The organism is Pseudopedobacter beijingensis (assembly GCF_042678145.1).
Taxonomy (GTDB): Bacteria; Bacteroidota; Bacteroidia; order Sphingobacteriales; family Sphingobacteriaceae; genus Pseudopedobacter; species Pseudopedobacter beijingensis.
Genome location: NZ_JBHUDG010000003.1, coordinates 436,118 through 449,760, shown reverse-complemented (window position 1 = coordinate 449,760; position 13,643 = coordinate 436,118). Strand labels below are relative to the sequence as shown.

Genomic DNA, 13,643 nt, shown 5'->3' with positions numbered 1-13,643 from the left:
AGTTCCTCATGGAATTTAACCCAGGATTCTAATTCCCTGTGTCTCCGTTTTAATCCTCGTATTTTTTTAACTCGCATTAATTCTACTGTGTAAATTTATGGATTAGAAAGTAGTAACTCCTTCACCACCGGCACATCCGCCTCCGCCCAATCATAAGCCTCTAAATTAGCTAAAGATTCCCATTTTACCTGTGCATGCTCTCTGGCTACTAATTTACCATCCAGATAGGCACAAACAAAAGGGTAGAGGTTTAAGGAAAAATCAGGATAATGATGTTCAACTGGGCTAAGCGCTTCTACAACCGATATATTAATATTAAGCTCCTCCATAATCTCACGCTTTAAGCCTTCTTCCAGGGTTTCGTCGGTTTCTATCTTACCGCCGGGGAACTCCCATTTTAAAGGCAACTTCATGCTTTTGCTGCGTTGGGCAATTAGCACTTTGTTTTCTTTAAATATAATGGCGCAGGTGACTTGTAGCATTCAGCGTGAGATGTTAATCAGTTAATATTTTCCAGAAACCTGTCGTTTCTCCTTCTCTTACAATGGCTCTTTTTTGTTTTAGTGCATCAATGTGTTTCTGTATGGCAGATTCATTGATTCCGAGTTTAAGTGCGAGTTGTCTTCGGGAGATATCAGGGCTTTGTTTGATTAATTCAAATACTTCTTTTTGCCTTTCTGTAAGTATTGTTTTATGAATTTGACCACCTGCTTGACCACCTGCTTGACCACCTGTTAATTTGGGGAATGTCATACGAATAAAGTTGGGAAAGAACTTAAAACAGCTTTTGTCATATGCTTTCAAAATACGTGGTATTCCAGAACCCAATTGTTCTACCAATTCCAGATCGCGGTAAATTCTCATGAGTTCTTTGTTACGAGGAGCTGATATGTAATTGTTGCATCATTTTGAGGATGTCTTCGAAATGGTGATAAATGTTCAAAATTAGGAAAGATTTAGTACGAATAGATGTGTTCTAAGAATAGGTTAGAGAACCCTATTAATGTATTGCATCAAAGCGAAGGACTTGGATATATACAAAAAATGAATCAAATATTAATAAATCGTATAATATTATGCTTTTTTTTGGGACGGTCACAATAATGTACTGAAGCCGGGAATCGAACTTGTGTAATTTTTTCTTTTGTAATTTGGTGTACGATTATTTAAAAAAGAACTTTCAATATGTCGTACACAGCGTTTTGTAGTAGACTTTCTGCCCATTCTGTATAATCCATAGGTTAAAGATGCAAAAAAGATGGTAATTCAATTATAGGGTTTCATTTTTTTATAACCTATCGTCTCTTGTTATAAACTATATTTTTAAATCAGTTTTGCTAAATAGGGAGGGAGGTACAACAATCTTCAACTTGATATTACAATTGTGATTTAAGATTGTCCCATTTGGGGTTTTATAAGCTGAAATCTTCTGATAAACTATAAATTTCTGATGGCGAATTGGTTAAGTATATGAGGATTTACTTCCCACATTTCGATAAATCACTGTCCAGAACTTCCAACTTTTCTAATTTCCTTGCAAAATCCTGTTAAAATCTCCATTATTGCCTAAGCATCATGCAGGAAACACTAAACAAATACCTTCACGCTTTTACTCGTCTTAAACGGGGTAATACACCATTAGGCATAGCACCGCACAAACCGGTGTTATTAATTAGCCTAATAGAGCTAATTGAAAAAGGACTTGTTACAGAAAACAAAGTGTATGTGAATGCCGATCTGGTGGGTACTTTTAAAGAAAACTGGCAACTGCTGGTTAATACCTTACATCAGGCAGATTTTACCCAACCGTTTTATTATTTGCAAAGTGACAAAGCTGCGGGTAAGCCTTTCTGGTTTCTGGTACCTTATCCCGGATGCCAGATCAATGCGCATATCAAAAGTGTGAACACATTGGCGACAACAGTGGCTTATGGCTGTTTTGCAGAAGATTTGTTTCTGCTGTTGAATGATGCTGTATCACGGCATACGCTTAAAGCAGCATTACTCAATATCTATTTTCCAGCAACGCAGCAACATCTACGGGATAGCGAAAAACAGGATGGCTACATTCATCGATTGGAAGATTATATACTTAATGAACCTCAGGCGCGCTATAGAACCATAAAAATAGAAACCGAAGAGGATGTTTTTGTACGTAGCGGATTGTTTAAAAAGCTTATGCTGCTACCTGTAGTTTTACAGGGATGCGACTGAGCAGCACTTATGGGCACCATTTTATAGATGCCTGTCATATTATACCTTTTAGCCTCACACATGACGACCGGATAACCAACGGCATTGCCCTTTGCCCTAATATGCACCGGGCTTTCGACAGGGGGTATAGATACTCAACACCGTATCATTGTTTCAAAAAGTATTATAGAAGAAGATAGAAACCATCCTTATGGTGTAAAACAGTTGGAAGGAAAACGTATTCACTTACCAGCTGCAGAAAAATATTATCCCATACAGGAGAATCTGGAATGGCATAGGGAGAATGTTTTTAAGGGGTGAATATCCCTGTTATTAAATACTTGTTTAGGTATGTTATTTAGCCTTAATATTTGTTCAATAAAAAAAGTATAAAATGCTAATGGAGCTGATAGAATATTTATTCTAGTTGTTTTTTATATTTTTCCAGGTGGTTCCAGGCGATGTCGATATATTTGTCTTTAAATAATTTATCCTTTCTGGAAGACCAGTCTTTTACTTTTATTTTTGCATTTGCCAGGTCTATTCCAGGATTTTCTTTTCTGATAAAGTCTACAGAAGCAAGTATTTCTAAAGATAATGCGGATTGGTAGCCGTCTATAAGCTTTATCATCTTTTTAATAATGCTATGTTGCGAGGGGCTAAGCTCTCTTTTAACATAGTCGCTTACTTCCTTTAGGCTGTCGTACTGAAGCTCCAAAGGCTCAAATGCTTTGGCCTGCATTTGTTCTAATCCTTTAATGAATTTTCCGTTTAGATTATGTATAATATGTTCTACCTGTACACTATAGGGGCCATAGTGGTAAGCCTCAAATTTCAGTTTATTTAAACTTGACTCGCCCAATCTCTGAAGAAAATAAGCCAGCTTATTTGCCACAAAAAGACTGGTGTTTTCTCCGAGCGAATCGTAATAAAACATAGCATATAACAATAACGCTTTTGCAGGAGTTAATTTGGTGTCTTTTTGTAGAGTCTGATTTTTTAACAATTGCTTAACCTGTTCATTTGGCTCGTATACAATAACGTCAACATGCTGTAATCCACCTAAGTGATTTTCCATCATCGGTTTTACCTTGTTCCAGTCTAACCCTCCGTTTCCACAACCTAAAGGAGGAATAGCAATGCTTTTTATACCGGTATCAGTAATCAGCCTGGCAAGCTCTTGTAAGCCAGATTCGACGTATTCATACTTAGATTTTTTGAACCACTCTGTTTTGGTGGGAAAATTAATAATTAATTTTTCACCTTCCAGTGTATGGTCTTTTACAACCAGTAGCTTTCCTGGTGTAAGCTCGCCGTTTTTACAGGCTGCTTTGTAAACCTTAAAGTTATTTGGAAACGTTTCTTTAAATTGTAATGCAATACCTTTACCCATAACACCAACCGTATTTACAGTGTTAACCAGCGCTTCTGTTTGTGCTTCAAGTAAATTGCCTTTTTTAAATTTCATCAATAATAAAATCTACCAGATGGGTTAATATGTACCTCTATCTCTAATTCTAAATTTTCAACTAAGTTACGAATCTTTTCCGCTGCCTTCTTATCATAAACAACAATATTCCTGATACAGTTTGCCGGTATATGGTATTTCACCATAAACTCGGCCTGTTTTTTTCGCATTCTGTCAAAGTCGTCATCAGTATTATTCCAATATCTCTGTTTTGCAAGATCCAGATCAATAAGGTTTATATGTTCCAGATTATTATAAAATGTAGTTATTGCATTTTTAGCATGTCCGTCGGTAAAGCACCATTCGTTACAACAATCTGTAATATCTTTTAAGTTGCAGCAAATGTAGACTATATCTTGTTGCGGCCTCCTGGTAACTCCTCTGTATCCTGTATAGATATTGTATAGCATAGGAGAAAGTGGACCAAAATAAAATGGGATATATTCGCCCAATAATCCATTCGGAGGATTAATGTCTACCGGATAATCGTTCCTTTGTTGTATAAGCGTTTGGTCTCCAATATTAATATATCCTGGATCTGCCTTTTCATGATTTTTATGGTACAGTCCATTTTTTAATGTATACTCCATATTGTTTATATGAAGTATTCTGTATAACCATATTTTATCGAGTTTCTGATGTGGCATAGCTATCACAATATTATGAAATTTTCACATAAGCAGATGTAATTTACTTCACTCTACGTGTAATTAGTTATATATCCCCGGTCTTAACCTCAATCTCAACTTGCTTTTACCCCGCTACCAGTTTAGCCGAATCTTTCCATAAATAGTTAGGGATAGGTTCTTTCAGCTCCCAGGTAATAGACATGGGTTTAGAGCCTTCATATTTCACAAAGTTAGCTTCTCCAATAAAGACATAACCGGCTGTATTTCCGTATTGATTGTATTTCGCTTCTCTTACGAAAAGGAGAATTTTTTTATTCAATTTTTGATGGTTGATATAGGTTAAACCTTTGCCAGAGTCGCTACGCGTTTCGTTTTGTGACTGCCAGTGGAATAAAATATCGTTGATAGCATAATCATCATACATAGTAGAAGGGGAGAAGTCCTCTTCCGATTTGTTTAGATTTACAAACAGAAGTTCTGTATTCAGCTCTTTGTTTTCTGCTACGCCTTCTCTATTGCTAGATTTACTCGATAAACTACTCAATCTAAAAGCGGCAAGTATCTGGTCTCTGGTATAACGGGCATGTAGTTTTAAAGGCACCGTGTAAGGCATATCTTTAAGTTCGTACTCTTCAAAATCTATCTGTGCTATGCGAAGCTTTAAGAATGATATGACTTCAGCTACGTAAGTTTTGTTTTTGCCTATTTGCTCAATGCTATTTACTAAGTTATCATCTGTTGCTTTTTGCCAAAAATCATAATGTAACATCACTAGCATTAATGACTCTTCCTCTGTTAAGGCTTTGCCCTTAACGGTAAAGCCTTTTTGAGCTAATTGGAGTAAGAAGCTAAAGTAGCTATACGAGTTTGTGCTAAGCCATTTGTTTTTCAGCATGGTAGTATATTGCTTCTCGTTAGAAACATTATAGTCTGATATAACACCCGCTTCATAACATAGCTTAGACCAGCTGTCTCTGGCATAAATCACATGTACATCTAAGTGGTAAATATGTACAAAATTCTCTAAGGTAAGTGGTAAGTCTGTTTGAAGGCTGAAATTCCTTATTTTCTTAATCAGATCTCTGCGCTTAGGGTTTGTGGCACTCTTGATATTTGATAAGATGATGTCCTTGGCCTGTTTTTCCAGAATAATGGAACAACCTAAGGGCAGGTGCGGAAAATCACTCTCAATTTCTTTTTGTACCGTAGTATTCGTCTTACCAATCAGTGCCCTAAATTTAGTTTCAAAATCATATTCTGCATTTGCGTTACCAACAAAGTCTAATACGGTTAAGGCTTCTTTGCCGTCACATAATCGCAAGCCACGACCTAATTGCTGCAAGAAAATTGTTAAGCTTTCAGTAGGCCTCAGGAATAGTAAAGTATCTATTTCTGGAATATCTACACCTTCATTTAAGATATCTACTACAAAGAGGTAGTTAATTTCTTTAGTCCTCAATTGTGTTAATATCTTCTTACGTGTTTCGCTAGCGGTATCGCTTGTCAAAGCGCTGGCTTTTAGACCTGCCTCTACAAACTTATTACTCATAAAAAGGGCGTGTTCTTTTGATACACAAAAGCCTACAGCTATAACATCATTAAAGTCTTTGGTGTATTGTTGAAGGTTATGGATAATATCCCGTACGCGAATATCATTTGCAGTATAAAGTTTAGTAAGCTCACTGCTTACATATTTGCCTTTTTCCCAGCGCACATTGCTTAAATCCGTATTGTCCGAGATTGCAAAATATTGGAAAGGGCTAAGCAATTTATGATTCAATGCTTCAGGCAAGCGTATTTCTGCAGCAATATGCCCATCAAAATAGGGAAGAATACTTTCTCCGTCCATGCGTTCCGGTGTAGCGGTTAGGCCCAATAAAATTTGAGGCTTAAAATAAGTCAAAAATTTACGATATGTATTGGCAGCAGCATGGTGCCCTTCATCCACAATGATGTAATCATAATAAGAAGGACTTACCTGTAAACCTTCTAGATTGTTGTTTAAGGTTTGTACTGAAGCAAACAGATGCTTTTTATCGTTAATCTCATTTCCATCTACCCAAAGTTCAGCAAAATTGCCATCTCTTAAAATATTTCTAAAGGTATGCCAAGCTTGTATCAAGATTTCCTTTCGGTGGGCAATAAATAGAAAAGTAGCCTTTGGCTGCTGCTGCCTAAAAGCTTTAAAGTCGAAAGCAGAAATAACTGTTTTTCCTGTACCCGTAGCGGCAACTACTAAGTTTTTGAATCTGCCATGAATATTCCTTTCTACTTGTAGCTTCTCTAATACTTCTTTTTGATAATGATAGGGTTTAATATCAAAGAAATTCAGTATACCCTCTTCGGTTTTTCCTATTTTATTATTGCTTAATGCCTGGTGTAGTCTATCATAATGTAAACTGTCTTCATAGCTTTCGAATTCTGCATTCTGCCAGTAAGATTCAAAGGTCTTTTGAAATTTGGTAATTACATGCGGAATCTCTTTAGTAGTAATTTTAATATTCCATTCCAATCCATCTGTTAGTGCAGAGCGGGAAAAGTTAGACGAACCAATGTAGCCCGTGTGGAATCCCGAGTTCCTATAAAATAGATAAGCTTTGGCATGTAGTCGCTCTCTATCTAAATTGTAAGAAACCTTAATCTGCGTATTGGGTAATTTAGCCAGTTCCCTAATAGCTTTGGCATCTGTAGCTCCCATATAGGTAGTCGTAATAATTCGCAGTTGGCCCCCATTCCGTGTAAACTCTTCAAAAGCATTCCGTAAGATTACCACCGCCTTCCACTTGATAAAAGAAACCAGGAGATCAATACGGTTGGCCGACACGATTTCCTTTTTCAGCTCACTATCTAAAGAAAGTCCTACGTTGCCTCCGGTAAACAGTTCGCTCTGTGTGAGTCTTGTATATGGGGTGATTTCTTTTAAACGCAGATCTAAATCACTATAATCGTTGTCAATAGTGCTAAATACAGCTTTTAAAAGTTGTGCTTCGGTAGCTATAATATCCTCGTCAAAATCATACTTTTCTATTTCTTGCTTAAGTAGGATGACAATTTTATTTGCAATCTCAATTTGCTTGCTAATGTCAGCTTTAATGAGTTCAAAAGCTTGCTTAATGGCAGAACCCAGATGTAAGGATAATACCCTGGAAGCTTCTTCCTTATCTATAGGAGCTGTATTGATGTAAAAAGACTTTCTATCTAAAGCTTCTAGCTTTTCCCTAAGTACAGTAGTAATCAGTTGCTCGTATATTCCTAAATTCATTTTAATAAACTATAAACGTAGTTAGCGTCATGGTGAGGTACTCGGAACCATCAAGCTAATAACATCTTTTATCCAAACATTTTTATCAACTCCTTCACCACCGGCATATCCGCCTCTGCCCAATCATAAGCTTCTAAATTAGCTAAAGATTCCCATTTTACCTGTGCATGCTCTTTGGCTTCTAAGTTACCATCCAGATAGGCACAAACAAAAGGGTAGAGGTTTAAAGAAAAATCATGATAATGATGTTCAACTGGGCTAAGCGCTTCTCCAATTGATATATTAATATTAAGTTCTTCCATAACCTCACGCTTTAAACCTTCCTCCATAGTCTCGTCGGTTTCTATCTTACCACCGGGGAACTCCCATTTTAAAGGTAATTTCATGCTTTTGCTGCGTTGGGCAATCAGCACTTTGTTGTCTTTAAATATAATGGCGCAGGTGACTCGTAGCATAGTTATTTAAACTCTATAGATTTTACTCTCTCAAATACAGTATCCACAATATATTGAATATAATATTTTGGCTTTAAAGGATTAGAAAGAGCTGTCCAGTTTACTTTTACCAGATAGCCATCATTATTCCGTTGAGCACCAGTAGCACCAAATTCTGGGGGAATAGCTGCTTCTATATAATTTTTCTCCACTACACCAATGGCTTTTATAAAAGTACCTGTATAGGAAAATACAATATCTCTAAACCCGAGCCAAAGTAAGATTGGTATAAGATTGATTATAGCTCCCGTTCTTGTTTACCATAGGCGATTATATATAGCCTCCCTCAAATTCATTTTTAAATGTTTGTTTATGGTTTACCCACCAAAATGCTATGTGTTATTTTAAAGTTGCTGTAAATATAGATATATAGTTGTCTTTTGTGAGAAATCAGTACTCAAATTTTAATGTTGTTTTAGAAATATAATTTATCCTTAACTTTATCAGTACGAATACACAGAACGATATTTAATAACTGTGTTAAGTAAATAATGCATTAAAAAATCTAAACATGAGAATTTATACTTGTAATCAAGACTTAATAATGGTATTAGAGAACCAAGGTTTTGTAGATGTTACTCCTAAAAGAGACAAGCAAAGAGGAAAGAGAAAGTTTAGTCTATCTAAAACATCAAGAAGTTATATCTATTTTAACTACAAAAATTTTGAGTTTTTTGAAGGTAAAGGCTGTAACTGTTTTAGTGGTTCGCAAGTTGTTGAAGAAGAACTTAAGCTATTATTTTGGTATTTAAAGAGTTCAACAGCTGATAAAAAAGCAATATCCAATGGTTGTTTCCATTTAAAAACAGCAAAAGCAAATTTAGGATACTTCGTAAATGAACTTAGTTTTTATAAAGAAAATGGTTTTGTGAATAGAAGTATTCCTAAGTTAGAAAGATTAGTATATTCCTTTAATTCGCTTCAAATTTAAACTTTTTATGATACACATAACTGCATTTATTATAGCGCCTGTTTAGGGAGTCTATATGAATACTAAGATTTACCAATATGTTAACAGAAAATACTTGTGTACTTTGTGGGGATCAAACAACTCTTACCTTCGAACATATCCCTCCTCAATGTGCTTTCAATAATACACCAATTTATGTGCAGAATTATGAGCATTTATTCAATGAAACGGGATATTTATTTGGCAAAAAGAGTGTAAGTAATCGGGGTTTCGGTAAAAAATGTCTTTGCGCACATTGTAACAACTCTACTGGAAATTGGTATGTAAAAGACTTTTGTGAATTTACTAGGCAAGGAGTTAAGATTTTGGAACAAAATGTTAATCCTTATATTACGTCTGGTAGTTATATGATTAAACCTCTAAATGTCCTAAAGCAGATATTGCTAATGTTTGTCTGTGCTGACTCATCCGGAGTTTTAAATAAACATTCAGGTGTAACCGATTATCTGCTCAATCGAAGAAGCGAACTCTTCCCCCAAAAAATAAATATTTATCTGTATTCAAATTCATCCCCCGTTAAAAGGATGATTGGATATAGTTTCGCTTCCAACATTGAAACAGGCGAGAGATTTCAATGGTCAGAAATTAATTACAAACCATTTGGATATTTTTTAACCTATGATTCTTCGCCTCCAAATAATTATATGGTTAATATCACAGGCTTTAATGAGAAGCCGTACGATTATTTATGTAATGTTAATCTGAATATAGCTCGCTTAAAGGTCTCAAATCTTGCAATAGGTCATTACGACAATGTATCAGTGAGATAGCCTAATCTAATACTGACCTGTGATTAAGGAGATATTGAGTTTAGATTGTAAAAACTAAATTTTTGGTTTTGTTTTATAAATTATCTTTCAAATAAATATTCAATCATTTGATATTCGTTCTCATCGGAATGATCTTCTTCAATGGTTGTTTCAAGTCTATAATCATCCTCTTCATAATTATTATTTTCCAGTATCTGATTTAATACATCTTCGGCATCTATATCTAATTCATGATTAAATTGATCATAATGACTGCCTAAACCACAATCTTCAAAAAAGCTCAGATAGGAGTTCCAATATTTGTTATCAATGTAAGACACGGTATAACCTTTATCTACAGTATGATATGTATCTAATACGTCACTCTCTTTTACAATCATGTCGTAATCTTTGGAATACTCTTCAAATAACTTGCCTACTTTTGTTTCTATTTCAAAGTTAATATCGTCATTTTCTATAGTTTTGGATAAATCGATAGCATATAAATCATGAAGTTTTTCCAAACCAGCTAAGTCATCTCTATCATAAGCATTTCTTATTAACAAAAGCATTAATTTGGTCCAGTTTGAAATTACTAAGTCTTTTATATTGTTTGGGTATCTTTTATAAATGCTGTCAAGTACTTTTATAAGTTTTCTTGATGTCACATATCCTCGACCATCGGTTTCTAATAATTTTTCTAGATAAGACTGAAAAGCGGAATACTCTTTTATAGTACCATTCAGGAAAAATTTGTCAAGACAATATAAAATATCAAGAATGGTAAAAGTATAGTCTCTTTCTTCAAGATTTTCTAAGAGGTTTAAGAAAATTGAATAATAATTCTTTAGAAAATCATCTTTAAGTATTATTTTATCTTTTCTTTCGGTATCAAAATAGCCGATTAGTTGATAAAGGTAGCAGATGGAGAATAAAACTCTATTTCTTTCCTCCTTACTGTCTCTAAGATAATTCAATAGGAAATCTGCAATAGAAGGATTTAATAATTGATACTCATTTTCCCTATCTTTTACTTTTATAGATATTATAAAACTGTCTAATATTTTCTTTAGCGACCTGTTAAAAGCGTTTATTTTTTTACTAACGCCATTTTCTTTAATTTCATAATTATAGCGGTTTGTGAATGCATTTTCTAGTTTTCCATGTGCTACACGTGTTTGCGCAAATGAAAACAATGATAATAATAGGAAACGGTCTTCGTCCTCAAGTTGACGTTCGAAAGCCATTTTCCATATTTCACTGGGATTCTCTAAGTTTTTAAAAATAAATTCATTAACTGAGTCATAGTATTCTTTGTCATAATTATGTTGGTTAGTGATAAATTCGATTAAGCGTGGGAAGTAATTTTTATGTTCAATGATTTTTAGATAGTTCTTGTTTTCAAAAAAGCTGTTCTTAAATTCTTCTGGAATATCATTGAAGTAAAGGTGATTATATACTATTCTTGCTTTATTAATAAGAGAATAGTCATTTAATATGAGTTCATATTTTGATCGTTTGTCAAATTTTTGACGGGCAAAATGTTCGTAATTGTCCTTTGCTTGATTTAGGATAGTTGTTCTTGAAGTGAGTATAAGAAACTTATTCTTTGATACTTCTATTTGTTCAATAAAATTCACAATTTTACTTTCTGTGTTTTTCGGATTTAATATTTCATTAATATTAGCACCTAAAAAATCATCAAAGAAGAAAACTTGTTTTACATCAGGATTAGGTGAGAGTAAATTTAGTGCATCATTGATTTTGTCATCAATATTGATCAGTTCATATCCATTACCTAGCAAGTCACAGATTAAAATATAAGCGATAGTAGTCTTACCTACACCGGGTTCGCCTGAAATGATCACAAACTTATTTTCATTTAGTTTATCAATAGCATCTTGAAGGTTTTTTGTAGGAACATAAAGACTCGCTTTTTTTAGTATTTTATCTTTATAAAATTCAGATTGAGACCTTTGTCCATTGTGTAGAATAGTTTCTAATATATTAGTGCTTGTTAACCAGAGTTTGTAGTATTTCTTTTCAACGTCATGGTGATTACTTATTAATGATTCCATACGATCTCTTCCATAAATATCTTGCGGTGATAAAATATAGGGATGCATGACATCTACTATCTCATTTACTTCTTTTGGAGAAAGCGCACAAGTTGTCGTTAAAATATATCTTTGGGGAGAGGGAAAAAGTTTGTCCATTTTTACTCTCTCTTCTTTAAGGGCTCTTTTTAGGTTTGTATATTTAGATTTTGTATAAGCTTTTGCTTGGATTATTATCTCATTTAAGTTATAGGATGAATATCTTAAATCTATCCCATCATCCTTTCCAGTCTTAAAATTTTGTAAGGGGGTATCGAGCACTCTCTCAAGTAGGTCTTTAGAAAGTAATTCAAATTCTTTATCATTTAGAACCTCTAGGTTGTAATTCATTAATACAGTTGAAAATATATTTCTAATATAATTGGAGTTGTGTGCAATATCAAATTTGTAATAATTCTTAGCCAGTTGAGCATGTCTCAAACGAAGAGAAAATGAACTAGCTAGACATGTTTGATAAATGGCGATTTTTAAAGAAAGTAATTAGCATGAACTAGTTTCTTATACTCCTCAAACAACTTATTGAACTTTAAGTGTTCCGAAATAGAAGAGTCAACATTAGAATAAAAGTGAGACGGAGGGATACTTTTAGAATCACACAGTTCTTTCCATGAACTATCCGTTATAGCCTTTAGAAATGGACTGGAGATCTTGTTTATTAGATAAACATATCCTTTGTCTTCTCTCTGGTGCCATAATTCTCCATGAATCAAATCGCCCCTTAATTTATCAGCTAAGCTATCAAAACTTCTAATTTCTATGTGGTTTTCGTTTGCGATTTGGTTACGCTTTTCTAGACTGATTTGTTCATCTCTTCTTCCAATAACTATTTTGAATTTTATTTGTGAATCACTCAAAACTCTAGTATTTACTGTGGGTAGAAATTTTTTAAAATAGCTTTTATTTTCAATTAACCATCTACGCCAGTCTCTTATTTGTTGCAATGAAGTGTTAAAATCCTTAGAGGGGATTCCATTCTTGGTAAAGAGCCGGCTACCTGGCTTTTCAATTTCAATAAACTCATAAATAGTACCGGCACTGAAACCGTCTTTTACAACAACAAAATCGCATTCCAATTCCGAACCCATTTTTAGTTTTGAAATAACAAGTTTTGCATTCCAATCAGAAAGGAAAAAACCTGCATGTTCTGCTAAAAAGCTTTGGTAGTATCTTTCTTGTTTGTTTTGCTCAATAAGATTGTCCCACTTGTTACACAGTTGGTTTACAATTGATATATGTTCGGAATTAAGACTTCCCCAGTCATATAGCTTCTTCATAATAAACTCACTTAAAACTTCCTATATTTAATCATTTGCCGCTTTTCTTTTGATACCATTTCTCTATTATAATTTAATATTTCGGTAATCATATCGGCAGTTTCATCCAGATGGTGTTTTACCAAAGAGTTTGGAATCCTAAGGGTAAGGTAACCTTTTATGAAAGAGTAATAAGTTCTTTTAAGATCAGCTAAGGCTTGCCTGTCACTGTAGTTGTGATGCCCGCCATCAACTTCAATGTTTACTTTAGCCTGCGGTATGGCGATGTCTATAGTTTTATGACCGTCAAACTTTTCTAATTTTGCGGGAACACCTCGCCATTTCAATGCAAAATATAAAGATATAGCTTCATAAGTACTCATGTACTCTTGTTGTTTTATCCAATCTTGATGGGGCATACATAATGGAATACCAAAATAATCATTGGAATAATTAAATACTTGTTTGCTTATAGGGTGACTACATTCTAGACAACATTGGTTCATAA

The 13,643-nt window shown here is 34.3% G+C and carries 14 protein-coding genes; 4 read left to right on the top strand and 10 right to left on the bottom strand.

The window, feature by feature from the left end; genetic code table 11:
* Positions 1-95: 95 nt before the first annotated feature.
* Both ACFSAH_RS03635 and ACFSAH_RS03630 read right to left on the bottom strand, forming a co-directional pair.
* Positions 96-482, bottom strand: a complete 387-nt coding sequence (locus tag ACFSAH_RS03635) for a (deoxy)nucleoside triphosphate pyrophosphohydrolase (protein WP_379661333.1) — start codon at positions 480-482, stop codon at positions 96-98.
* Between the two features lie 13 nt (positions 483-495).
* Positions 496-891, bottom strand: coding sequence for an HTH domain-containing protein (locus ACFSAH_RS03630; RefSeq protein WP_379661604.1), 396 nt, complete (start codon positions 889-891; stop codon positions 496-498).
* A 684-nt stretch (positions 892-1,575) separates the two neighbouring features.
* Between ACFSAH_RS03630 and ACFSAH_RS03625 the strand changes: the two genes are divergently transcribed.
* Positions 1,576-2,214 (top strand): hypothetical protein, encoded by a 639-nt coding sequence (locus ACFSAH_RS03625; RefSeq protein ID WP_379661332.1) that lies wholly within the window; start codon positions 1,576-1,578, stop codon positions 2,212-2,214.
* Entirely contained in the window at positions 2,205-2,393 is a 189-nt protein-coding gene (locus ACFSAH_RS03620; RefSeq protein WP_379661331.1) for an HNH endonuclease, read from the top strand. Before ACFSAH_RS03625 ends, ACFSAH_RS03620 begins: the two co-directional genes overlap by 10 nt.
* A 218-nt stretch (positions 2,394-2,611) precedes the next feature.
* On the opposite strand, the gene darG is transcribed toward ACFSAH_RS03620, so the two are convergent.
* The 5 genes from darG to ACFSAH_RS03595 all read right to left on the bottom strand — a co-directional run bounded on the left by darG (position 2,612) and on the right by ACFSAH_RS03595 (position 8,198).
* Entirely contained in the window at positions 2,612-3,661 is a 1,050-nt protein-coding gene (gene darG / locus ACFSAH_RS03615; RefSeq protein ID WP_379661330.1) for a type II toxin-antitoxin system antitoxin DNA ADP-ribosyl glycohydrolase DarG, read from the bottom strand.
* A complete protein-coding gene (gene darT / locus ACFSAH_RS03610) occupies positions 3,661-4,308 on the bottom strand; it encodes a type II toxin-antitoxin system toxin DNA ADP-ribosyl transferase DarT (protein WP_379661329.1) in 648 nt (215 codons plus the stop codon). Before darT ends, darG begins: the two co-directional genes overlap by 1 nt.
* Positions 4,309-4,414: 106 nt before the next feature.
* Complete coding sequence (locus ACFSAH_RS03605) at positions 4,415-7,552, bottom strand: DEAD/DEAH box helicase (RefSeq protein ID WP_379661328.1); 3,138 nt, start codon at positions 7,550-7,552, stop codon at positions 4,415-4,417.
* A 68-nt stretch (positions 7,553-7,620) separates the two neighbouring features.
* Entirely contained in the window at positions 7,621-8,007 is a 387-nt protein-coding gene (locus ACFSAH_RS03600) for a (deoxy)nucleoside triphosphate pyrophosphohydrolase (RefSeq protein WP_379661327.1), read from the bottom strand.
* 2 nt (positions 8,008-8,009) lie between these two features.
* Positions 8,010-8,198, bottom strand: coding sequence for a hypothetical protein (locus tag ACFSAH_RS03595; RefSeq protein WP_379661326.1), 189 nt, complete (start codon positions 8,196-8,198; stop codon positions 8,010-8,012).
* Positions 8,199-8,557: 359 nt separating this feature from the next.
* On the opposite strand from ACFSAH_RS03595, the gene ACFSAH_RS03590 reads away from it, so the two are divergent.
* Complete coding sequence (locus tag ACFSAH_RS03590) at positions 8,558-8,977, top strand: hypothetical protein (RefSeq protein WP_379661325.1); 420 nt, start codon at positions 8,558-8,560, stop codon at positions 8,975-8,977.
* A 77-nt stretch (positions 8,978-9,054) separates the two neighbouring features.
* A complete protein-coding gene (locus ACFSAH_RS03585) occupies positions 9,055-9,786 on the top strand; it encodes a hypothetical protein (protein WP_379661324.1) in 732 nt (243 codons plus the stop codon).
* A gap of 80 nt (positions 9,787-9,866) precedes the next feature.
* Here ACFSAH_RS03585 and ACFSAH_RS03580 read toward each other — a convergent pair whose 3' ends face one another.
* The 3 genes from ACFSAH_RS03580 to ACFSAH_RS03570 form a co-directional block, all read right to left on the bottom strand.
* Entirely contained in the window at positions 9,867-12,212 is a 2,346-nt protein-coding gene (locus ACFSAH_RS03580; protein WP_379661323.1) for an nSTAND3 domain-containing NTPase, read from the bottom strand.
* Positions 12,213-12,349: 137 nt separating this feature from the next.
* Entirely contained in the window at positions 12,350-13,156 is an 807-nt protein-coding gene (locus ACFSAH_RS03575; RefSeq protein ID WP_379661322.1) for a Shedu anti-phage system protein SduA domain-containing protein, read from the bottom strand.
* 11 nt (positions 13,157-13,167) lie between these two features.
* The gene (locus ACFSAH_RS03570) at positions 13,168-13,641 is read right to left on the bottom strand and encodes an endonuclease domain-containing protein (RefSeq protein WP_379661321.1); all 474 of its coding nucleotides are present in this window, start codon (positions 13,639-13,641) and stop codon (positions 13,168-13,170) included.
* Positions 13,642-13,643: the final 2 nt, after the last annotated feature.